Annotated in this window: 28 protein-coding genes and 1 riboswitch; of the genes, 9 read left to right on the plus strand and 19 right to left on the minus strand. The window is 46.8% G+C overall.

Features of this window, described 5'->3' with window-relative positions; translation table 11 throughout:
- The first annotated feature begins 200 nt into the window (after positions 1–200).
- From BLP63_RS09645 to BLP63_RS09665, 5 genes are all read left to right on the plus strand, one after another.
- Positions 201–1,733, plus strand: a complete 1,533-nt coding sequence (locus BLP63_RS09645; RefSeq protein WP_139159805.1) for a 4Fe-4S binding protein — start codon at positions 201–203, stop codon at positions 1,731–1,733.
- A gap of 237 nt (positions 1,734–1,970) precedes the next feature.
- A complete protein-coding gene (locus BLP63_RS09650; protein ID WP_092590982.1) occupies positions 1,971–2,363 on the plus strand; it encodes a hypothetical protein in 393 nt (130 codons plus the stop codon).
- A gap of 109 nt (positions 2,364–2,472) precedes the next feature.
- Positions 2,473–2,847: a DUF2089 domain-containing protein gene (locus tag BLP63_RS09655; RefSeq protein WP_092590984.1), complete on the plus strand. Its 375-nt coding sequence runs from the start codon at positions 2,473–2,475 to the stop codon at positions 2,845–2,847.
- A gap of 14 nt (positions 2,848–2,861) precedes the next feature.
- On the plus strand, positions 2,862–3,248 hold the full coding sequence (locus BLP63_RS09660; RefSeq protein WP_242870868.1) for an SHOCT-like domain-containing protein: 387 nt from the start codon (positions 2,862–2,864) through the stop codon (positions 3,246–3,248).
- 110 nt (positions 3,249–3,358) lie between these two features.
- Positions 3,359–3,985 carry a DUF975 family protein gene (locus BLP63_RS09665; protein ID WP_092590986.1) on the plus strand — a complete coding sequence of 209 codons (627 nt, stop codon included), beginning with the start codon at positions 3,359–3,361 and terminating at the stop codon, positions 3,983–3,985.
- Between the two features lie 152 nt (positions 3,986–4,137).
- Here BLP63_RS09665 and sfsA read toward each other — a convergent pair whose 3' ends face one another.
- The 12 genes from sfsA to BLP63_RS09725 form a co-directional block, all read right to left on the minus strand.
- Entirely contained in the window at positions 4,138–4,818 is a 681-nt protein-coding gene (gene sfsA, locus BLP63_RS09670) for a DNA/RNA nuclease SfsA (RefSeq protein WP_092590988.1), read from the minus strand.
- The gene (locus BLP63_RS09675; RefSeq protein ID WP_092590990.1) at positions 4,808–6,193 is read right to left on the minus strand and encodes a sodium:solute symporter family protein; all 1,386 of its coding nucleotides are present in this window, start codon (positions 6,191–6,193) and stop codon (positions 4,808–4,810) included. The genes sfsA and BLP63_RS09675 overlap by 11 nt, the downstream gene beginning before the upstream one ends.
- 159 nt (positions 6,194–6,352) lie before the next feature.
- The gene (locus tag BLP63_RS09680; RefSeq protein WP_092590992.1) at positions 6,353–7,174 is read right to left on the minus strand and encodes a peptidoglycan-binding domain-containing protein; all 822 of its coding nucleotides are present in this window, start codon (positions 7,172–7,174) and stop codon (positions 6,353–6,355) included.
- 4 nt (positions 7,175–7,178) lie between these two features.
- A riboswitch (cyclic di-AMP (ydaO/yuaA leader) is annotated at positions 7,179–7,310 on the minus strand.
- Between the two features lie 76 nt (positions 7,311–7,386).
- Positions 7,387–7,794: a molybdenum cofactor biosynthesis protein MoaE gene (locus BLP63_RS09685; protein WP_092590994.1), complete on the minus strand. Its 408-nt coding sequence runs from the start codon at positions 7,792–7,794 to the stop codon at positions 7,387–7,389.
- A 215-nt stretch (positions 7,795–8,009) separates the two neighbouring features.
- On the minus strand, positions 8,010–8,726 hold the full coding sequence (locus tag BLP63_RS09690; RefSeq protein WP_092590996.1) for a lysoplasmalogenase family protein: 717 nt from the start codon (positions 8,724–8,726) through the stop codon (positions 8,010–8,012).
- A gap of 42 nt (positions 8,727–8,768) precedes the next feature.
- A complete protein-coding gene (locus BLP63_RS09695) occupies positions 8,769–9,221 on the minus strand; it encodes a helix-turn-helix transcriptional regulator (RefSeq protein ID WP_092590998.1) in 453 nt (150 codons plus the stop codon).
- Between the two features lie 320 nt (positions 9,222–9,541).
- The gene (locus BLP63_RS09700; protein ID WP_092591000.1) at positions 9,542–9,826 is read right to left on the minus strand and encodes a GNAT family N-acetyltransferase; all 285 of its coding nucleotides are present in this window, start codon (positions 9,824–9,826) and stop codon (positions 9,542–9,544) included.
- Positions 9,827–10,027: 201 nt separating this feature from the next.
- A complete protein-coding gene (locus BLP63_RS09705) occupies positions 10,028–11,152 on the minus strand; it encodes a radical SAM protein (protein WP_092591002.1) in 1,125 nt (374 codons plus the stop codon).
- A gap of 93 nt (positions 11,153–11,245) precedes the next feature.
- Complete coding sequence (locus BLP63_RS09710) at positions 11,246–12,289, minus strand: ADP-ribosylglycohydrolase family protein (RefSeq protein WP_092591004.1); 1,044 nt, start codon at positions 12,287–12,289, stop codon at positions 11,246–11,248.
- 51 nt (positions 12,290–12,340) lie between these two features.
- Positions 12,341–13,300, minus strand: a complete 960-nt coding sequence (locus tag BLP63_RS09715) for a carbohydrate kinase family protein (RefSeq protein ID WP_092591006.1) — start codon at positions 13,298–13,300, stop codon at positions 12,341–12,343.
- Positions 13,301–13,354: 54 nt separating this feature from the next.
- Entirely contained in the window at positions 13,355–13,717 is a 363-nt protein-coding gene (locus BLP63_RS09720; protein WP_092591008.1) for an MmcQ/YjbR family DNA-binding protein, read from the minus strand.
- Positions 13,718–13,742: 25 nt separating this feature from the next.
- On the minus strand, positions 13,743–14,354 hold the full coding sequence (locus BLP63_RS09725; RefSeq protein ID WP_139159806.1) for a hypothetical protein: 612 nt from the start codon (positions 14,352–14,354) through the stop codon (positions 13,743–13,745).
- A gap of 155 nt (positions 14,355–14,509) precedes the next feature.
- Here BLP63_RS09725 and BLP63_RS09730 point away from each other — a divergent pair, with 155 nt between their 5' ends.
- On the plus strand, positions 14,510–15,217 hold the full coding sequence (locus BLP63_RS09730; RefSeq protein ID WP_092591012.1) for a DUF4386 domain-containing protein: 708 nt from the start codon (positions 14,510–14,512) through the stop codon (positions 15,215–15,217).
- Here BLP63_RS09730 and BLP63_RS09735 read toward each other — a convergent pair.
- On the minus strand, positions 15,214–15,810 hold the full coding sequence (locus BLP63_RS09735) for a Crp/Fnr family transcriptional regulator (RefSeq protein WP_092591014.1): 597 nt from the start codon (positions 15,808–15,810) through the stop codon (positions 15,214–15,216). The two genes, BLP63_RS09730 and BLP63_RS09735, sit on opposite strands and share 4 nt — an antisense overlap.
- A gap of 234 nt (positions 15,811–16,044) precedes the next feature.
- Here BLP63_RS09735 and BLP63_RS16860 point away from each other — a divergent pair, with 234 nt between their 5' ends.
- The 3 genes from BLP63_RS16860 (at position 16,045) to BLP63_RS09745 (ending at position 17,334) form a co-directional block, all read left to right on the plus strand.
- Positions 16,045–16,206 carry a hypothetical protein gene (locus tag BLP63_RS16860; protein WP_170829389.1) on the plus strand — a complete coding sequence of 54 codons (162 nt, stop codon included), beginning with the start codon at positions 16,045–16,047 and terminating at the stop codon, positions 16,204–16,206.
- 200 nt (positions 16,207–16,406) lie between these two features.
- Positions 16,407–16,748 (plus strand): LysO family transporter, encoded by a 342-nt coding sequence (locus BLP63_RS09740; protein WP_092591016.1) that lies wholly within the window; start codon positions 16,407–16,409, stop codon positions 16,746–16,748.
- Entirely contained in the window at positions 16,741–17,334 is a 594-nt protein-coding gene (locus BLP63_RS09745) for a lysine exporter LysO family protein (protein WP_092591018.1), read from the plus strand. The genes BLP63_RS09740 and BLP63_RS09745 overlap by 8 nt, the downstream gene beginning before the upstream one ends.
- Positions 17,335–17,551: 217 nt before the next feature.
- On the opposite strand, the gene arr is transcribed toward BLP63_RS09745, so the two are convergent.
- From arr to BLP63_RS09780, 6 genes are all read right to left on the minus strand, one after another.
- Positions 17,552–18,019 (minus strand): NAD(+)--rifampin ADP-ribosyltransferase, encoded by a 468-nt coding sequence (gene arr, locus BLP63_RS09750; RefSeq protein WP_092591020.1) that lies wholly within the window; start codon positions 18,017–18,019, stop codon positions 17,552–17,554.
- Positions 18,020–18,076: 57 nt separating this feature from the next.
- Complete coding sequence (locus BLP63_RS09755) at positions 18,077–18,646, minus strand: YdeI/OmpD-associated family protein (RefSeq protein WP_092591022.1); 570 nt, start codon at positions 18,644–18,646, stop codon at positions 18,077–18,079.
- A gap of 194 nt (positions 18,647–18,840) precedes the next feature.
- Positions 18,841–19,617: a ribonuclease H family protein gene (locus BLP63_RS09760; RefSeq protein ID WP_092591024.1), complete on the minus strand. Its 777-nt coding sequence runs from the start codon at positions 19,615–19,617 to the stop codon at positions 18,841–18,843.
- A gap of 88 nt (positions 19,618–19,705) precedes the next feature.
- On the minus strand, positions 19,706–20,155 hold the full coding sequence (locus tag BLP63_RS09765; RefSeq protein ID WP_092591026.1) for a GNAT family N-acetyltransferase: 450 nt from the start codon (positions 20,153–20,155) through the stop codon (positions 19,706–19,708).
- A gap of 123 nt (positions 20,156–20,278) precedes the next feature.
- Positions 20,279–21,106 (minus strand): 4Fe-4S binding protein, encoded by an 828-nt coding sequence (locus BLP63_RS09770; RefSeq protein ID WP_092591028.1) that lies wholly within the window; start codon positions 21,104–21,106, stop codon positions 20,279–20,281.
- A 157-nt stretch (positions 21,107–21,263) separates the two neighbouring features.
- Entirely contained in the window at positions 21,264–21,716 is a 453-nt protein-coding gene (locus BLP63_RS09780; RefSeq protein ID WP_092591030.1) for a GNAT family N-acetyltransferase, read from the minus strand.
- Between the last annotated feature and the right edge of the window lie 115 nt (positions 21,717–21,831).

Below are 21,831 nucleotides of genomic sequence, written 5' to 3' on the forward strand. Positions count from 1 at the left end.
ACTATAATATTGCATTTTTTATCTCCAGGGAACTCATTTCTGGAGATTCTTGGATAGCGAAGAAAAAAACTGCCCCAGGTGCTTTTGCCGATGGTCACCTCATCCCCCCCATCCCGCCACAATTTACATTTGACATTCCCGTAAATTGTATTTATAATAATACTCAATCGCCCACCCCCAGGGATAGGGGGTATTCACGCTTGATTAACGTTAAAACGACAACCTCAGGAGGTCTGACTATGGAACACTACTACATAAAAACCAACCGAACCTTCACCACCGTTCGAAAATACAGCTGGTTTCTGACCGTCCTGGTAGCTGTAGGCGGCCTTTGGGTGCCTAAGCTCGGGCTGCTGGTCATTCTGATTATGGCAGGTTTGATCACCACCTCATTCTTCTCAGGACGCTTATGGTGCGGCAACTTCTGCCCTCACGGCAGCCTGTTTGACAGAATCATCATGCCCATCAGCAGAAACAAAAAAATTCCCAAGCAGTTAAAATCCAAGCTTGCGGTTATTGGGTTCTTCGCCTTTTTTACCTTCAGCTTTTCAAGGAAGGTCCTGCGTGTCATCCAGCTTTGGGGCACCATGGCGTTCCTCGACCGCCTTGGCTTCGTCTTCGTGACGACTTACCTCATGGTTATGATTGTGGGCGGGCTTATGGCCATCCTTGTCAACTCCAGGGCCTGGTGCCAGTTCTGTCCTATGGGCAGCCTTCAAAAGATCTCCCACAGCTTGGGTAAGGCCGTTGGCGTCGCACCAAAAACAGAGCGGAAAGTCACGATCTCAAATAAAGATATGTGCCACACCTGCGGAAAATGCGCGAGAGTTTGTCCGTTCCAGCTGAAGCCGTATCTCGACTTCTCCGGGAACAACCAGTTTGATGACTCAAACTGCATCAAGTGCGCCACCTGTGTTGAAAACTGCCCTGCCGGGATCCTGTCCATAGGCACGCAGAAAAAAGCTGTTCAGCTCCTGACCAGCACCCCTGCCCCCGGCTACGAGAACCGGCAGACCATTCACGCAAAAATTGCGGACATCAAGGCTCTGAAGGACGAAACCTGGGAGTTTACCTTTAACTTCGTTACACCGGAAATTGTAGACTACAAAGCGGGACAGTTCATCACCCTGAAGATTGAAGATGAGCCCCTAAGCTTCCGGGCTTACTCCATCTCCTCCTACAATGAGGACAGCAGGAGCCTGAAGGTCATCATCAAGAAAGTTGAAAATGGCTATGGTACGGGCATTATCTTCAGCCGCTTCAAGGTTGGGGACATGGTTGAGCTGGAAGGGCCCCTGGGCGATGAGCTCGTCCCGTCGCCTGAAGCAGAAAAGCTGGTGTTTGTGGCGAACGGCATAGGCATCACGCCGTTTATCGCGTTAGTCAAAGACGTCCTGCTGAACAAGCCAAATCTCAAGTCCGTTAAGCTGATCTACGGAGAGCGCTATGAAACCGAATTCCTCTATCATGACTACTTTAAAGCCTTTGCGGACGCCTACCCACAGTTTGAATACCTTCCAGTGGTTTCCCGGCCTAAGGGCATCGAGTACCGAAAAGGCCGCGTCACAGATGTCCTGAAGGATTCAAAGCTTGATCTGGAAGGGGTCAAGGTCTACATGTGCGGTTCAAAGCGCATGGTGGAAGACAGCGTTTCAATCCTGATGAGCCGCGGTGTCAGCGTGTCCGAGATCTTTTATGAGAGTGAAGACCGGATTAAATTGCCTGCGGCGTAATTTATTCAGGAAGAGCAATGGAAATGGGTGAAAGAATCCCGTTTTCCATTGCTCTTTTTGTTTTTTTGTCAGCACAGCAACGCTGGATATTAATTTAATTAATTTATAAGTTAATTATATTAATATTTTAATTGACTTCTAATCAAAATTGATATATTTTATAGTCAGATAAACAAAATTAATTTCAAATTTAATAAATTGAATAATATTGGTGGATAGAAAAGGTGGTGAATGCGCTTGACCATTTTGGAATTACTCGAACAAGTCGAGCGAGGTGACATAACTGCAGAAGAAGCAACTATAAAAATCAGGGCGCCTCGAAACGGTGAGGCCGAAGCGCTGCCTGCTTTGACTGAAACTGAAGCACCCGCCAAATGGCTTAAAATTCGAATTGTCGACCCAGCCTCCAGCTTCAGGATGAGCCTGCCGCCACTGCCCCTGCGGTTTACCAGCAGACTCGCCGCGTTTCTGTTTAAGCTTTCAATGAAGCACAGTGATGCACAGTTGCAGGATGCTATTGACCCAAAGGACATAGCGCGCATTCTGGAGACCTTCAAAACACTGCCGCCGGTGCAATTGGTTTCCGTTGAAGATGACCAGGGCACTCAAATCGACATCTTTACCAAATAAACACCGCTAACAAGCACGCCAGACCGGCACTTCGAGAAGGCCTTCACACAGGAAGGCCACGTCGTCAAACCTGACCTGTCACAAGCGCATAGAAGAAAGAGGTGATTTTATGGCCAGAGAGGTCATAGGCCAATGCCCCATTTGCCAGGACAAGCTGCGGGTCACTCAGTTGTCCTGCAAAACCTGCGGCACGCAGATCTCCGGGGAATTTGAGCTGTGTAAGTTCTGCCAGCTCGAAAAGAATCAAAAGTACTTCGCGGAAATCTTCATTAAGAATCGCGGCAACATCAAGGAAATTGAAAAGGAAATGGGCATCTCCTACCCTACCGTCAGACGACTCCTTGACGACGTCATAGAAGCCCTTGGCTACAAGGAAGAGGCCAAGAAAGACGCTGTCAATCAAAGTGAAATTCTGGACCAGCTCAGCAAAGGCGAAATTACTTCCGAGCAAGCACTCAAACTGCTTAACGGCGAACCCGTTTAAAGGAGGAAATCCACGTGAATGATGAAAAGCTCAAAATCCTGAAAATGATTGAAGACGGCATCATTACCGCAGAGGAAGGCTCAAAGCTTCTGAACGCATTGGCTGAAAGCGCTGACCTGCCAACAGCAGCCAAAAAAAACGAGTCTGGGAACGCAAAATGGCTGAGGGTCAAAGTCTTAAGCACGGAAAACGGCGTGAAAACCAAGGTGAATGTCAATGTCCCTGTTGCCCTGGTTGAAACGGGCCTTAAAATAGGAAAACGCTTCGACAAAAACGTTGAGGATTCCCTGAAGGATGTCGATCTCAATGAAATCCTCGAAATGATCAAAAATGGCGCGGAAGGCAAAATTGTCGAGGTCGAGTCTGATAATGGGGACATTGTGGAAGTTTATGTAGAGTAACGCGAGGACCACAGTAACCCACAAATGTTAACTTTGTCTTAAATTCTATTTCAACCCATATTTTTGCGATATAATAGAGCCGTAAAAATCCCGCTTTAGGAGGCAATATCATGTCGTTTGAAGAAATGAAGCTCAAAGCCAAAGCACATCTCAGCGGCAACTGGCCTGTTGTCATCATCACCATTCTTATTTTTCTCGCACTGACTCAGCTCTTCACCAACCAGAACCGGGTCGTCACCTACACTCAAGGCGAAAGTCAAGTCAACAGTTCTTCAGCGTTCTTCAACCTGCTGAGCTTTATCCTCACCGGACCGCTGACCTATGGTCTCATGGTTTTCTTCAGACGCCTGCGTGAGCAGCGTGCCAACATCGCGGATCTCTTTGACGGCTTCAAGCGCTTTGGCGACACCTTCCTGCTGAACCTCCTCACCACAGTCTTTGTCATCCTTTGGACGCTGCTTCTGATCGTTCCAGGGATCATTGCCGCAATACGCTACACCATGGCCTACCTGATCATGACGGAAAATCCTGACATGACTGCCCTGGAATGCATCCAAGCCTCCAAAATGATGATGGACGGCCATAAAATGGACTTCTTCAGCTTTGTGCTCAGCTTTATAGGCTGGTTCTTGCTGAGCATCCTGACCTTTGGACTTGGCTTCCTATACCTCATCCCCTATTACAACGCCTCCAAAGTGGAATTCTATGAAACTCTGAAGCAGGGTAATCTCTATTAACCCCTTTATAAAAAGAAAAATGGAAGCTGGCACACCTGAGCCGCTTCCATTTTTATTTGGGGCATTTGGTTGGGGGACATTTGGTTGGGGACTGTCCCCAACCAAATTTTTTATTAACAGCCCATTCTTCCTTCTTAACTTCACATGGTCACCTAAAGCCTGACCTCCACAAAATCCCGCGCCGCAAGGACCGTCTCCGTCACGAGGCAGTCCAGCGCGATCACCTGACCCCCTGACTCAGCAAGCTTCCTGAGCGACTCCCCAAAAGCCGGGTGCATCACATCGTTGGGCTCAAAGTGGTCCACATTCTTCATCTGGATGATGAACGCCACCATTGCTTCATAGCCGTCCTCAAGACAAGCCCTCAGTTCGTTCAGATGTTTGACCCCCCGCTCGGTGGGCGCGTCCGGAAAGCGCACCACGCCCTCCTCTTCCAGGGTCACACCTTTGACCTCGACAAAGATCCTTCTGTCAGGGGCTTCGAGGTAAAAATCAAACCGTGAGCTGCCGTATTTCTGTTCCGGCTTGATCAGCTGAAGCTTTCCAAAATAGCCGCTGGACTCCGCCCACTCCCGGAAGACCTTGTTGGGGGCCTGGCTGTCCATGTTGACGAGCCGGTCCCCCTTCCAGACTGAAATCAAGTCATAACGGGTCTTTCGTCCGGGATGGCCGCAGTCCTGGACCAGCACCCTGGCCCCTTCCGGCAGCAGCTCCCTGCACCGGCCGGTATTTTTCACATGGCAGATTTCAATTTTCCCGTCGACCTCTATGTGCGCGACGAAGCGGTTGGGCCGTTTTATGAAGGTCCCTGGTTTTATGTTGTCATAGCGCATGATGATTTCTCCTTAATCGTCCAGCGAGCATAATTAAAATGGGGCCGCTGATCCCAAGCAGGATGGGATCAATGTTGGGGGGCAGTGACCATCGGCTTAAAAGCATGAGAAGAGGCCCGGCAATCATGGCCGCATAGGCATAGGACCTGCCAACCTTGCCGGGCATAAAAAGCGCGGCGCAAAGGGGCGCGAACGCCACCGTCCCCCTGAGGCCCATGGAGACGAAGCTCCAGCCCAGAATGCCGGAGCCCAGATTGCCTATGGTCACGGCCGCGGAAAGGGCCAGAACCACAAAAATAATCAGCCGGGTGACAAAGAGCATGCTGCGGTCACTTGCCTCAGGGGACACATAAACTTTATACAGATCCTGTCCCACCATGGCGCTGATGCCAAGGGCCATCCCCGCGCCGCTGCCCACCAGTGTGACCAGCAAGGTCGCGAGGATCCCGCCCGCCAGCACCGGCGGCAGGTAGGTCAGGACAAAGACCGGCAGCGCGTAGACCGGGTCCATCTGCGGCGCGTGAATGCGCATAAACATGCCCACGTAGATCCCCGCGAGGCCAATGAGCGGAATCAGAGCCATGCTGATCCAGGCCCCCTGCCTGGAGGTCTTCAGGGACTTTGCCGCAATGATGGCCTGGATGTAGACCTGGCCAGTGACGACGCCAACCACGACGGAGACCACTGAGCCCATATTTTTAGTGAGACCGTGGGAAAGCAAGTTGAAGTACTGAGCAGCCGGCAGTGCCGTTTGAAAAGCTTCAAGGCCACCTGCCACCCTGATGGCCATAATGCCGCTAAGCCCCACCCCCGCGTACATGAGCAGCGCCTTGAGTACCCCTACTATACCCGTGCCCCAGACACCGCCAAAAATGACGTAAGCCATCATGAGCATCAGCACCAGGGCCGAAGCCCCCATGGGTCCCAGGCTGCTGAGCGCGGTGATTAACGCAATGCCGGACAGGAACTGAGATATGATGCTCAGGAAGCTTCCCAGGCTCGTGAGTACGGCGGCCATGGTCGCCGCCTTTCGTCCAAATTCCGCGGAGATCAGCTGGGGCAGCGTGACAAGGCCGCTCTGATAGAGGGGTTTAGCGTAGAACAGCCCGAGGATCAGGCAGCCAATACCATTGCCTAAGGTGAACCACCAGGCTGAGAAGCCGTCTGTAAAAGCGAGCTGCGCTGTGCCAATAGTTGACGCGCCCCCAACCAGGGTGCCTATAATCGTTCCCGCTACAATCCCGGACCCGGCCCTCCGGCCGCCGCTCGTAAAGTCCCTGCTGGATTTGATCTGACGGCCGGAATAAATCCCGCCAAGGGTCATGATTGCCAGTACTATGGCAGCGCCGATATAATGGGATAATTCCATGGTCATGGCAGAGACGCCTCCTCGTATCTTTTAATCTTCAGCCGCGACGTGAAGCCTTCAGGACACAGCTAAGGGGAGAAATACCCAAGTCGGAAGCGATTTAAACGCTGCCCCACCGTTAGGCTTTCTCCCCCTCTTCTTTTCATCTATTTTTGCGGTTGGTATTTACTGTCCGGACTTGTAGGCTTTTTGAATCGCTTCCTGGTGCTTGCTGTCGACCTTATTAGTCGAATGCGTCCGGCTGTCCAGGAAGTGAACATCAAAGTGTCCATCCATTCCGTTGCCTTTTACGGCATCCAGGTTTTGGCCCGTGCCAAAGCCGCCGCTGCGGTTGTCCACCACTGCGAGCTCAGCCTTGCTGTCAAGTCCAGCATGAGGCATAGCCGTCATAGAGCCGGCAATTTTATACCCGTCAACCTCTATGATCACCGGCCGCCGCGTCCAGTTCCAGCTGCCGCCCGCGATCTCTTTTAAAATCGCTGTATCTTCTTTGGTCAGCGCTTCCACGTCCGCGTGGTTGCCGCCGTATGTACGCTTGATCTGCAATTTTAAGCCAGTATTGACATCTGTCAGCGTCGCAATATCCCCTCTGGCAAAGATGTCTTTGACCATACCAAACCAGGATAAAAGCTGTACACTTTCAGTTCTGTCGCTGCCACTTCTTGAAACTGGCTTCTCAATGCCGCCAGCACTTACAAGCTCAGTGAGCTTCCCAATGGTCGCCGCACCCGCAATTCCGTCTGCCACAAGGCCCTGATCCCTTTGAAAATTTATGACTGAAGCCTTGGTCACACTGCCAAAATAACCGGTCACGTCCAACGAAAAATAGCCCAGCTGCTTCAAATCTCGCTGAAGCTCAGACACGTCTTGATTGCTCAGCCCCTGCTTCAGGAGCGCGCCCTGGGTGTAGGCATAGGCCGGTTGAAATCCTCCAGCTGAAATGATCAGCGCAAGGGTTAGTGCCGCAAGTTTTTTCTTCACTTTCATGGAAGCCTCCTCTTATTAAGCTGACGAGGTTAGTTGACGGGTTAGGTATAAGAGTTTACCCTACCGCGACTGCGGTTTCACCCCAAAGTAGTTCGTCCCCCGCTCTTCAAATTTGAAGATTAAGCATCAACTTCAGTTTAACATAATCTATAAGTGAAGCCTACAGAAATGCTGAATTTTTGCTGTTTGTATTCATTTTTGTCTTATTTTAGTTAGGCCTTCTCCTCGATTTCGCTGACACATTGTGTCTTGATTTTTTCCACGAGAAATTGCAGCCCGTTTATAACGTTGGGCCTGATGTCTCCGCCAATCAGCACGTACATGATATCGTCGCCCACTTCGAGGCGACCCTCATTCAGCCATACTTTGATATAGAAGACGCCCTCCAGCTTTTTTGCTTCTTCAATAGCCGCATCCACTTTGACAGCATCATAAGAAAACAGCATCCCTTTAACCGTCGTCCCGTCATCGATGCCTTGCCGTACGAGGGCTTTGGGGGTTTCTCGGACGACGCCGTTGTGAACTAAGAACATACCCACTTGCGCGGCTTGTGGATCTGCCTTGGCTTCTTTCAGCCAGGCCTCCATAGAAGGGGATGGTTTTTTGCTGTTCATGTCCATACTTGCACGCTCCTTGTCTTTTGGTTGGTGTGACGCCAGGGGCGCTGACCAATATTCCCTTTAACTTTACTATAACAAAAATGCGTGGTTGGGGACAGGGGCGCGTGGTTGGGGACAGGGACATACCAAAAAGAAAATCTCTACACAGGCTGCCGGCAGTCTGTGTAGAGATTTTAAGCATGGTTCTCAGCATAGTTTTCAGCGACTCAAAAGCATTAAAGGCGGCTTGAGTTTAAAGTCAGTTTTTCCTCGCCGGCTATGATCAAAAGCAAGGTCCAGCCCAGCATATAGGTTCCCCAGATGATATTTTCCTTCCAAAGCAGAAAAGGTTTGAACGCTGGGTGAAAGATTGAGAAGGCCACCACTATGTCGCTGAAAAACAGAACGCAGCCCGAAATAGCGATCAGCCAAGCGTCGGATTTCGTGAAATACCCGCGATAAAGGGTCGAGACCATGGTCATGCCTGTATAGCAAAGGACGATGCCGAGGATGACAGCAGCCACGAACATGAAGCCCACGGCGTACTGCGCGAGCAGGCTGAGGAAAATGCCAAAGACGATCACAAATGGAAGGAGCGTCAGCACCTCGCGTTTTCCAAAGCTGAAGCGCCTCTGAAAGGCGGCGATCAGGAATATGTACGCCGCAATGAAGCCCACCATGCCAAAGAGCTCGCGGTTTGGAAGGTCAGGACTCGTGGCCCTGAGAAAGACGAAGAAGTAGTCAGATAGGATGGTACACAAGAACGCTAAGATTAGAAGCCTCTGTGTCCAGAATTTTTTGCGCAGGATCAAAACGGTCAAAAGCATGGCTGTGCGGACGCCAAATTTCAAATAGAGCGCAGGGCTTTCAAGGGCATAGAGCGTGGTAAAGATCAGGATCAGCAGCGTCAGGGACAGGTATGTCGCCAATACCATCCGGTTCGAATTGTTCACGTGAATCGCCTCCAAGAAGCAGATAGGCAGCTTACCTAAAAATCACGACTTTTGTATTTCATCCATAACCGCGCGGGTTTCCTCAATGCTAAAGGAGGCAAAGAGTCTTCTGTTTTCCTGATCAAGGATTCTGTAGTGATGAGAGAACAGATTCTGCTGAATGCGGTAACCCTTTTTCTCCTCAACGGTCTTCCACCAAACCTTCCCGCCCCAGGTTTTGGGGTAGTCCACTTCAAGGTCTTTAAACGCCATGGAAATGATGATGCCCGACATGTCACCTCCGAATGCGTCCCGCAGAATGGTGCTGTCTGAAAAAATACTCGCTAAAGCGACGGCACCGGTCCAGCCAAGGCTTTTTCGGCTTTTTTCAATCTCCACCAAAGTCTTTTTGGAAATGCCCAGCGCAATAGCCATTTTGTCCTGAGTTAGCCCATATTCTGTGCGAATCAGCTTGAGTTTTTCGTCCATAATGTTGGTGAATTCGGCTTTCTCCATAATACATACCTCATTTATTCGAATTTTGTTTATGGTGTAATTTTACACCTTTTGAACACAAAATGCAAGCAGGGCGGGACAGGGACACGCGGTGGGGGACAGGGACATATGGTGGGGGACTGGGCCGGACCAAATTGTCAGGAGGGGACTGGGCCGGACCAAAAACTTGTCACATCCCACGGCCTGCAGTTGTGACCACATCATTTCCGTATGCAGGAAACAAAAAAAATGGCCAGCGGGCTTCTATTCAAAGAACACCACCGACCATTCTTCAATTTGTCTGTCCTTTCGTTACAGCTCAGAAACTGAACCTCTACACCTTAAGCCTCTTCAAAAATCAAATCATGATACTCGCTATTCTTCTCCATTTGCGCTTTGGCATAGGAGCACTCCGGCGTGATCTTCAGATTCTCCGCCCGCGCCCAGTCCGTCAGAGCCTTCAGCAACAGCTTACCGACGCCCTGCCCATTCAGCGCCTCAGAAACATAAGTGTGCTCCACCGTAATCCGGTTTTCCCCGGAATACACGTAGGTGATGGTCGCTGACCACTGATCCTCAGCTTCCCCTATATAAAAACTTTGCGTGCCCTTTTTTACCTCATACATGACTCGAACCCTCCTTCAGCCTCCTGAAATTGGCCTATTGTAATGCACTTCACTAAACGTCCGTAAAACATGAACGTCCTATAACTATTGTAACATAAGTCCCTAAGATTCCAGCCCTCAAAAACAAAACCTCCGCCGATGGTCCCACTACCCCAACCGCATCCGCTCAGCCTTTCTCGCAAAATTTAGACGCCGCAGCCTCTAAAATACAATCTCGCCCGCCCTGTAACCCGCTGGCAATGCTTCTTCGCTTAAAAATTCAAAGCTGTCATCACGCAAAATTGGCAAAAAGACCTCATAAGGGATCCTGTCAAACTCACAGGCATAATTGCTGGCCCCAAACCATTTCCCCTCTTTACTGGTCTGATTAAGACCTCGTGCAAATTTCGTATAGTTGGAGCAGTCGTGGACCACAAGCGCCCAGCCCTCTTCCTCCGCAGCCTTCATGAATTTGAGCGTCAGTTCCCTGCTCCAGACCGGTGAAATGTAGCCTTGTCTTGAGATATACATATTCTCACCGTGATAATTGTCAATGTTGTTTGCGTTCAGATGCAGCTCCGCGCAGTTGATAAAGTCGAGCTTTGTCTTAAGGATCTCTTCTTTTTTCTTAAAGAAGGACTCAAAAAACTCCGGTGTCATAGGCGTTTCAATCCCTACATGCTTAATGTATTTCTTAGCGATCCCAATATTTTCAATCACCTTATCCGAGCAGTTTGTCGCGCCCAGGTTAAACCGGAGCTCATCAAGGCCCGCTTCACCAAGCGCCTTCAAATTCTCTTCTGTACACAAAGTCCCGTTCGTGTACAAATGCTGGTGAATTCCCGCATCCCGGAATTTCTTAACCACCGGATAATATTTTTCAATTTCCATAAACGGCTCCAGATACACATAGGAAATCCCCGTTGGCTTTTGTTGGATGGAAAGCAGCAGATCAAGATCCTTCTCATAGAACTTCGTGCCGCCAATTTCCCACATGCCCTCACCCACCGGTGGGATGTCCTCCAGCTCACCGTAGTTGTAGCAGAATTTACATACAATGTTGCATTTATTGGTCTTCCTGATAGCGCTCAAACCCGTTCCCAGGAGGCACGAACGGCAGCCATCCGGAAACTTCTCTTCACTGCCCACATAAAACGTTCTGTTCTCCAGCGTCTTCAGGTGCTTAATCTCTGACATGTGCTGCGCATGTCTATGGTCAATTGCAGCTTCAATTTGCGCGAAAGTGGCATAGATAATTTCCTGCTGCTTAGTCATAATTTCCTCGTCCTCGGGCAAGCTTGAAAAGAATTCGAACCACATTAACGCGTCTTTTTTTGATATTTTCATGTTTTTAAGCTCCTTAAATACGGCATATTGTATGGGAACCTGCGGCTAATGCCTATTGCCCCGTTTTCCTCAAATTTAATGTTCATCTAACACCTATCTAATCGCCAGCTTCAGCAGACCATCCGCCATTTGGATCAAGACTTCCTTCAATTCAATATTATTGATCCATCCCTGCGGGAGCTTTCCAAGCCCCAAATAAGCCCCTAAGATGTTTCCGGTAATAGCCCCAGTGCTGTCACTGTCCCCATCATGGTTTACCGCAGCAAACAAAGCTTTCTCAAAGTCCATCTTATATCTCAGTGCGCAGTAGACGGAAATAGCCAGCGCCTCTTCACCGACCCAGCCCTCTCCAAGCTGAGAGATCGCCTCTACATCAGGAAGGGGCATAGTCGAAGCCTCCTGTGAAGCCGTTAACTCCAAAGCCTTCTGCAAGACTTCACAGCATTCCTCATTATATTTAAACAAAGTCAATTTATCAAGGGTAAGTCGAACCGCAGCCTCCAGCTCATGGCCTTCAATCAGCAAAGAAATCAGAAAAGCCAGTGCCCCGGCAGACAAATACCCGGAGGGGTGTCCATGGGTCAATGCGGCAAAGTCCGCGCCCCTTTCAAAGGACTGATCGATCCCATAAAACAAGCCCGCAGGCGCAACGCGCATCACACCGCCACATCCTTTGCTGCTGTTAATAGGAGCAGCAATTTTCCCAACTTTACCGCTGCCCAGCGCTGTCAAACAGGAATTTCCCGGCGCTCTCCTGGCATGAAGCGCCTTTACGCCGAGCAGGCCATCACCCCCGACCCATGCAGACCCCACAGAACGCCCCCTGCCACCAGAGCTTTGCGTCCGAAGCCATCTTTGATAAGCTTCAAAGACAAATGGGAGGGGGTCAGCAGTACCTTTGACTTGTTCTGACCCATAGGCCCTGAGTATCCCCTCCGCGGTGAACAGCGTCATTTGTGTATCATCCGTTATTTCGACCACGCCGCTTGAGGCGATCACCAAATCCTGAATCCCCGCGTCGCCATAAGCGCTTTGAATCTCGCTAAACCTCATAAATTCAACAGGCCAGCCTAATGCATCCCCAATAGCGCCACCCACCATACAGCCTCGAAAAAATTCTTTGGTTCTCTTCACCATAAGCCCACCCGCTCGTTTAAGTAAGTCTAAAAGACCTCTGCCGCCACTTCATTAAAGAAACGCACGCACATCCTCGTGCCCAGGTATAGCCTCCATTGCGCCCACTTTCATACAAACCAAAGCCCCTACTATATTTGCGAACCTAGTCAGATCTTCAACTTTTTTAAAATCCAGATGCAAATCCTCAGGCCGTTCAAGCTCTGCAACCCTGTATAAAAATCCCCCAACGAAGGCATCCCCGGCACCGGTTGAATCTATTGATTTGACATTGATGCTGTCTACATGAGCGCTGCGCTGTCCAGCCGAAACATACGTGCCTTCCCTGCCGCGGGTGACAGCGATAATTCCGGCGCCAAAGCCATGAAGCTTTTCGACCGCCGCTCGAAGCTCAAGGCCTCCCGTCAGGATTTGCAGCTCTTCTTCACTGAGCTTGAGGAAGTGTACCCCCTCCAAAAGTGGCAGAACCTCTGAAGCGAAGTCGGAGCCCCTGTCTTTCCATAGGTCTTCCCTATAATTGGGGTCAAACGCTATAAACTTCCCGGCCACTTTTGCCTGCTGCAGCAGCTCCAAATAAGTCTCTTTGATCACACCCCCCAGCAAAGCGGTGGCAGAGCCAAAATGGACTATCCCGCACTTCTCAACCACCGCCTGATCAAGCTCAGTTTTTCTATGGAAAGCATCTGCACCCCTGTTAAACATAAAATCCCGCTCCCCATGCCGGTCGAGAGACACAAAGGCCAGCGTCGTCGAATACTGTGGATCCCGGATCAGCATGCTGGTATCAACACCCCGCTCCCTGAGCGTTTCCTCAAGAAAAGTACCAAAGGCATCCGCCCCAACCTTCCCGGCAAAATAAGAACGGGCCCCAAGCTGACTCAAGGTCACCGCAACGTTTGCCGGCGCGCCGCCAGCTTTTTTGATAAAATGCTCACCTTTTGTCAGATTCGCGTCCACATCCGTGCAAATGAAGTCCACCAGCAGCTCTCCAATGCAAAGCACTTGATTGCTCACAATACCCACCCCTTATCGCAATACCCCGCCGCGCCACTATTTCGTTTCGTCGGATCACGGACGGCCTCGTTTTCTTAGCTTTGGCTTGATCAAGTCATAACTGCGCTCAATCATGCCCATGACATCCTCGTCTGGCACATCCCCGCCAAGGGCCACTGTATTCCAGTGGACTTTGTTCATATGATAGGCGGGTGTCACATCCGCAAACACCTTACGCAGAAAATCCGCTTCGAGGGGGTCGCATTTTAGATTGACGCACAGCTTGCCATGGCGCTCGTAAATCAGTGCGAAGGATTTTTTGTTTGATCGATGCCGCATCACGGTCCATGCCCCAGCGTCCGTAATGTCGTCAAAGGGATAATCTTCGTAGGCCGCTGGGAATGTCAGGCAAAAGTCAATAAGTTCACGCCGGTTCATGGGTGCGCCTCCTAAGTTATAAGAACTATTTTTTTCGAAACAAATAATTTTCAGCTGTCAGTTTATACTTCGGTCCTTTCATTTTCTCCTTAACTTCTGCCAACTCCACATCTTTATTTTTTGGCATTACAAAATATTCAACCAGGTTGGAATCAGTGATTCTATTATTCTTTCCAATGACGCCAACGAACTCAAAATCATTGTCAAACCTTGATAAAGTGGCATCTCCATGACTATCATTACATAACAAAATTCCACCCGTTCTTAAGTACTTTTTCGTCGCCTGTCCAACAAAGCCTGCATACTGAGAAATGATCAAATCAACCGGTTCAATATTTAATTCCCTTGTATAATCTTGACCTTTGAACACTATGTCACAGGGTTCCTCATACTCTTTATTCTCATTAATGTATTCTTTTAACACTTCCATACTTTTGAAAAAACTGATCGCCCCTTTGAAATTATCAACATAAATCACCTTAGGTATAACCAAAGACGGGGCAATATCAATATGACTTCCCGGATACAATGCACTTCTTAAGTCATACCTTTTTGCAACTGCTCTGTAAAGTTCTTTTCTATTACCTGTCCTGTCTCGATATTCTTGAAATTCCTCGATGATATTTTTGCTTTTCACTGCATGACCCCTCTCAATCCTTTTGATTCTAAAAGAAGCGTCGAAAAAATTAACTTTATCAAACTGAAAATTCATTTTTCTTGATTTATGTCAATGAGAATACTTCTTAATTAGAGTACAATCTAACCATATTCTAATTCGAGGAGGTTTTATTCATGAGTATAACGTTTAATCAAAACATGCAGCACAAAGCAGCTGTTTTTTCTGGTATTGCATTGCTGATCATGACCTTTGCGGCCTTTTTCACCTATGGATATGTTCACAGTTCATTAGTCATTGAGGGCGATGCGATCAATACATTAGAAAATATCCAAGCCTCTCAGTCACTGTTTCAACTTGAGATTCTTGGATGGCTGCTTATTATTGTTGCCGATTTAATTGTGTCCTTGGGCTTTTATTTGTTCTTGAAGCCGTTTCATCGCCAATATGCATTATTGGCTGGTTGGCTTCGTTTACTCTACACTGTGGTTTTGGCAATAGCAGTATCACATCTTGTTTCAGCCAATAGCATTGTTCAAGGACCAGCGATTGGCAGCTCATTAGATCTAACGGCTGAACAAGCTATGGGCTCCATCACCGCCTTTGAAGCAACCTGGTCATTTGGCTTAATTATTTTCGGACTTCATTTGGTCACAGTCGGATTGATAGCATTAAAAACAAAAAAGATACCCAAAATTCTCAGCATCCTTATTGTTATAGCAGGCTTCAGCTATACGCTCGTTCATTTCATGTACAATTTTACCCCACAGCTTGAAAGTCTTGTTGGCGTACTGGAATTAATTCTTATGGCTCCAATGTTTATTGGTGAATTGGGGTTTGGTATATGGCTACTGATAGTGGGAAGAAAATTGCAGGCTAACTAATCCACAATTTTGAGATGACTAGCTTCTGCACGCTTCTTTATTCGACTAAAAGATTCTGGCGTTATTCCAAGGTAGCTTGCCAGTTGGTACTGGGGAACTCGGTCAATTAAATCTGGCCTTTTTTCCATCAAAGCATGAAATCGTTCTTCCGGCGTTGATGAGATAAACGCGGAGAACTCATCCCTCATTGCGCCCATATCCTCCTGAATCATTTTACGCGTCATGGCTTCCAATACCGGATGCATGTCGTATGAGTCCTGCTCAGCAGCTAAATCACCTACAACCAGCGTGCAGTCCTCCAAACAGCTGAGAGCATATTGAGATGCTTTATCCGTAGTATGCTGATTAAAGATCGTTATACTTTGTTCTTCTGTAAAAAAGTTGTAAGTACTCTCATTGCCATTTTCATCCACAGCATACTGCCTAACACAGCCTTGTAACACGAAATAACATTTGTCAGGAATCTCTCCTTGATGCAAAAGGATAGTTCCTTTCTCAAAAGTAGCGACAGGGATGTCTATTATCAGTTCTTTCAATTCTGCTTCACTTAGATTGGAAAAGCGTTTCATATATTGGATAAGCACATCCTTCATGTTATGCACCTCTCTTTAAATTAAATATCTTCTCCTTTTATTATAGCAGTATGCGACTATGTATAGGAAAGAATCGTACAGCAAAAAGATTTCAAAGATTATGGATTGAATAGACAATGAAAGTCTGATCCTAATAGAATTAATCAATGATGGCAACCGTTGGTTAACTATCGCATTTAAAATAAAATCATCCTGGCTTTTACAGTTTGATAATAAATTTATGGGGAGGCCATTATGGACCTATTTTTATTTATTTCAGTAATTGTTATTTCTACTTTCATTTTTTTATATTTTGTAATGCGTTTTGACTCAAAAAAGAAACAGCTTCAGTTAGAAGAAAAGAAGCTTGAGTTGGAAAAGAGAAAGTTAGAGATGAAAGAACATTATCAAGAATAAGCAGATGAAACGAATTAAAAGAGATCTTTATTCAACTACCCATACCATGCGCTACTCGGAACTATAAGTTTCTCGGCACCAGTTTCTTGCGAAAATTCAGCGCCTCTCTTTGCCATGTTTTAGGGTATAATGAAGAAGTGAGAGTTTCTTAACGACAAATCTTCATCTATACACCCTATTTCAAAAAGGAGCGCTGCAGCATGCTGTTCAAAATACTCCTCTACTGGGCCTTCATGGCTATTGGCATCTATATCGGCATTAAACGGAAGCGCAGCAGTATCCGGTGGGATGCGAGGGAAGTCACTTTCTTCAAGTGGCTGCTTACAATCTCCCTTGCGCTTTTAATCTTTATCCTTGGGGTTGGGATTGGCTCCAATCACGAAGTCGTCCACAACCTCAGACGCATTGGCTTTTCTGCTGTCCTGATCGCCATGAGCGGCCTGGTGGGGAGTGTCGTCTTTGCCTATGCAGGGAGAAAGCTCATAGGGCTGGATCGCTACTGCCAACTCGCAGATAAAGGGGCGGACAACCACCATGATTAGAATGATCTTGGCAAGCATTGCTTCAGGCGCTGCCGTCGGTTATTTCCTGGAACCCGCTTTCCTGATTGAGCACCAGGGGTTCCTTATTGATAGCCTCATTTGTGTGGTCCTGGTAGCGATTGGCTACGAGTTCGGCCGGGGCGAGAATCCGTTTAAGGACATTCGCAAACTGGGCTGGAAGGTTTTTGTTGTGCCCATCATGATCGCCCTTGGAACGCTTCTGGTTGGTGGCCTCTCAGGGCTCATCGTAGGAATTTCCTTCAAGGACGCCATGGCGGTCAGTGCGGGCTTTGGCTGGTACTCGCTGAATGCCGTCCTGCTGGCGGACTACTCGAGGGAGCTCAGCGCCATTTCCTTCCTCTCCAACATGGTTCGCGAGACCGTTGGCATCCTCCTGATCCCCATAGTGGCCAGGTACATTGGGTATATAGAGGCCGTCGCGGTGCCGGGCATTTCAGCCATGGATCTGTGCCTGCCCATTATTGAACAATCCACGAACAAAAACATCATTATCTATGCCATATTGTCCGGGACACTGATGGCCATCCTGGTTCCGGTTCTGACGCCGCTGATCATCCAATTGTAAAACCCGATATATTTGTTTGCCATAGATCAGAACCTTAGTTTTGGACTTATTTAGGACTTATTTAGGACTTCCCGAACAATAAACCACTTAAAACGTTCAGATTTGAAGCGTTTAAGTGGTTTTATTTTCGACTTGTTTTTGCTGTGGGGTGTGGGGGACTGGGACCATCGGCAGAGCCTCAGTGAAAAACTCCCTGCCGAGCCCTTCCAGTCGTTCTTCAGTCCTCATTTTTGACGTCATTCAGCGAGTGGATCCCTTGTTGCTTAAGTTTCTCCAATGCGTCTTTCATTGCCTGAACTTGCTCAGCGGGATGTCCCTGCCATACTGAAACTTCTCCTACAACCCTGAAGGGTGCCGTAGAGCGATAGGATTTGGTTGGATTGCCAGGAAATTTTTTGTCCGTTAAATCCGGGTCGTCTTCGATTTCTCCAGTGGGCTCTACAAGATAAATCTTCCCTGGTCCCTCACCTGCGGCGAGCTCAGCGCCCCAGATGGCAGAGTCCAGTGTCGCCGTCAAGAAAATATATCTGGCATTATTTCTCTGACCAAAGTTTGAATTGAAGCCGGCTTCTATGAGATCACCAAGCTTTAAGTCAGCCTTGGTTCCATGGAAATAGGTTTGAGCGAAGGGTGACGCGCCTTGTCTGCTTTGATTGACTTCGTGATTCTTTTTCGCTTTCGTCATTAGCTTCTCCTCCATGGTTTTCAGTTGATTTGGATCATAACCTCCTTTTTCGTATCACTACTTCTCGTAGTATTTGTCAATTCCTCCGTACCCAATCATTTTGTTTTCCCTTGTTTTCCTGATAAAGTTTTCTAAACGCTTTTTGAACTCCAAAGGACGCTTCCGCGCTCCATCAATATAGGCAATTCGAATCCTTTTGTAGGCCTCCGGGAATTTTTCGTAGTTCTCCCAAGCCTTTTCATCATGCCTGATGGCTTCAAGAATATCCGCAGGAAATTCGTAGGGCGCTTTAATTACATCAAGAATCGCATCTCTGACCTTTGGGTGAATCAGCCCCTGTTTCTCAAGCCAAATCAGCCTTTCAATATTTGCTCTGGAGTACGTACTACCCTTTCTTCGAGGAGAAAACCGCTGCATCTTGTGTAATGAATCTAAATTCTTAACCGTGCTGTCAATCCATCCGAAACAAAGTGCCTCTTCCACAGCGTCGTTATAGGAAAGACCTTTCTCTCCAGACGCTTTCTTTGGAAACACGAACCATATTTCCTTTTCTTTATCGATGTTTTCAGCAAGCCATGCCCTCCACTTCAGCCTCTCACTTGTAAAAAAGGTTTTTAGAGGTTCCATTGTTCTCCTCCCCAAAAGGGAATCATCAGGGACGGTTCCTGATGATTTTCCTGATGATTTCCTCTTCACCTCATAAAAAATTAATACAGCTGCTCCATATTAAATCCATAACACCCGGCATAAAACTTTATCAGTTTTTCAAGCGCTATAATGCAATTTGAACTTTCATGTGTTTAACCCAGCGATTGTTTCGGTTAAGTTTTCAGCTTCATTGCTTCACGCTTTTCACGGGCCAAAAAATCACAATACTCATTTTCAAAGTGATGGTTATGGGCTTTCACATAGCCAAATTCGACGCGCCTGCCTTCACAAAGCTGTTCCAGCTTCAGCCACTGGTCGACATTCTTTGCTTTAGTGCCGTTTGCCGTATACCAGTCATTTAATTTCCAGTGCACCATCCACTCCGTAATCCCTTTTCGGACATATTGGGAATCCGTCATAATTCTTAAGTCCCCAGGATAGATCTCCAGTGCCTTAATGACCGCCTGAAGCTCTATTGATGAGGAATCCATCAACGCACTGGTAAATTCATGTGCTTCATAATGACCCTCCAGATCCTTTTTCAAAATGCTGTAAGCGCCTTGCTGGTCCTTTTCGTCGTAACTTCCATCCGTATATACCTCTGATAAATTATTTTTTTCGGTGCGTGAAATAACGCTGATCCTGCCATGGTCTTTAACCACTAAATTGTCACGATTATTAAACGCTGCAATATCCTTTCCATCGACCATGGAAAATTTCAATTGAAAGCCGACATAATAACTATCTGGACGCTTATTGTGCAGTAGTCTTCGCAACTGAAATTCATTATCTGAGAGGAATTGAGACAAATCATGATCGCCAGAGATTATGAGTTCTTTCGATTCAATATTAAAAATCAAGTCTGCTTGAGTTTGTCCATCAGAAATTAACAGTCTGTAATTAACCCCGTTTTCTTCCACTATTCTCATTTGCATCTGTTTTATTAGCATAGGTAGACTCCTAAACGCTGCTCAGTTAATTCGTTCATCACGGACAAATTTTGCACCTATCTATAGTGGCCCTTGAGCCATTAAAGAATCAACATTTAAAACGCTCCCACTTAAGATAAATCATATCAACAAGCTGTTTGCCGTCTTCAAATATTGGATGATCATAATTGTCCGTGAAAAAGTTTTGTATTCGATGCGATGCTGCAAACCCGCATTTCTCATAAAAGCGGAGTACAGCAGGAACGTCACCTGTTCCGACAAGCATCTCATTACAATCGGTATAATGTGAAAATAGAAACTCTATCAGCTTTTTTCCATAACCCTTTCTCTGACAATCAGGCATAACCGCAATGCTCTTAAGCTCATAAATACCATCCGTCTCTTTAGTAACCACACATTCGGCTTTTACTCCATTATCGTTCAGAACAAACATTTCGCCACGTTCAAGATACTTGTCTATCATGCTTTCCTGTTCGTCAGCCAATAAAAGCAAGTCAATATATGCTTTCTTATCGTTTGAAACTTTCGTTATTTTCATAAGCAGCCACCCCCTTTGAACCTCCTTGAATCAAGTCACGGGATTCCCCAGCATATTAGAAACCTGCATATCTTCTGTTTCGATCACATAGTGATTTTTGAAGGTTGTTTAATTATGATGTTGTTACCTTTCACTTGGAATCATGCCTTGACATGGAACACCTACCTGGCATTTGCCGCAGCCGTAGCGGATCCTCAGGTTTGGACCATGGGGATTAAGTCTTAGCTTATCCAAATAGGCGCTGCAGGCGGGATGATCTTTGCCGTATATTACGCCTTTATTGCACTTGATGGCATTTATTGGACAAGTTTGAGCGCACATGCCACACATGGTGCAATATTCAAAAGGAGTGGCATACGGCCGGGCAGTCGGCTCAATATAAAGATCCGTAACAATGCTGCCAAACCTTCCCGCAACACCCCTTTCGGTGATCAAGCCTTTTGACAGGGAGAAGGTACCAAGACCGCTAATGTAGGCGATATGTCTTTCAGACCAGTTTGATTTAAATTCTTCCAGCATTTTAAAACGGCTGTCCCCAGAGGGATATATTGCATGATAGCCCTTTTCATTCAATAGATCTATCAGGTGATTTGCAAGTAATCCAATCACGATTTGGCCTTCTATCCTCCCATGGAGCCATTCATCCGAGGGATAGAAATAACTCTGAGTATTGGAGGTCCTGATCTCTTCGGTGAAGGGCAGAAAGAAGGATATGACACTTTCCGCACCAACCAGCCAATCTTTCGGCAGCATGACCTTGGGGTGAATGATTGTAGGCTGTCTAAGCTCTATAAATTTTGGATCCTCAGCCGACGCCACTTTTATAAGAGGATCATCGAAAATTTTCACACCGATGAGGTCCGCTCTAATTGCATCATCCTTATTGATATAATTCTCAGGGGCATGATTTATAAATTCATGACAGGCTTTTATGATTCCATTAACGTCCATATTTTCACCACCTGATTAATTCTTCCAAGAATAGAATTGCTTCTCTATGATTGATTGCCTCCAAATGTTCGACAACGCTATTGCCACCAATCGTTATTCCCTCAATAACAACTTTTTTTCTGATTAAGTCAGAGTGTTCCCTTCGATTGCATTACTATTACAATCTATAAATAAGTTTAGGCGTTTTATTTCCCTGTGATATTAATGAATCCACTTGAGTAAAAATAGTTGCGCCCAATCTCAAATAGAATTCTCTTGCATCTGGACTAGTTATAATTGTAAATTCTTTAATGCCCAATTTTTTACATTCTTCAAGAGCATGATTCCATAACATTTTGCCATATCCTTTTCCAATATACATAGGTTCAATAAATAGATATTCTAACGAGACCTCATCGTCATTTAGCAATATTCCATAAAAACCAATTATTGTTTCATCGTCCTTTAGAATATAGGTTGGATTATTCAATATGAATTCTTCAGTAATTAAGTATATTTCTTTGAATCTATCCATAAAATCGGAACTATAGCCCCAATAAGATTCAGATCTGATTTCTAAACTTGCTAATACATTTGTGTCCTTTGGCAATGCACTTACTATAGTGTTCATTGGCTACACTCTCCTATTCCAAAAATTGAACCATCAGGTAACCATCAGGGACGGTTCCTTATGATTTTATGTACAGCTGAAAATGAGCGGATTTTGAACCTCTCATGACTGAAGT

Origin of the sequence: Acidaminobacter hydrogenoformans DSM 2784 (assembly GCF_900103005.1) — a bacterium.
In the GTDB taxonomy this organism is placed as follows: Bacteria; Bacillota; Clostridia; order Peptostreptococcales; family Acidaminobacteraceae; genus Acidaminobacter; species Acidaminobacter hydrogenoformans.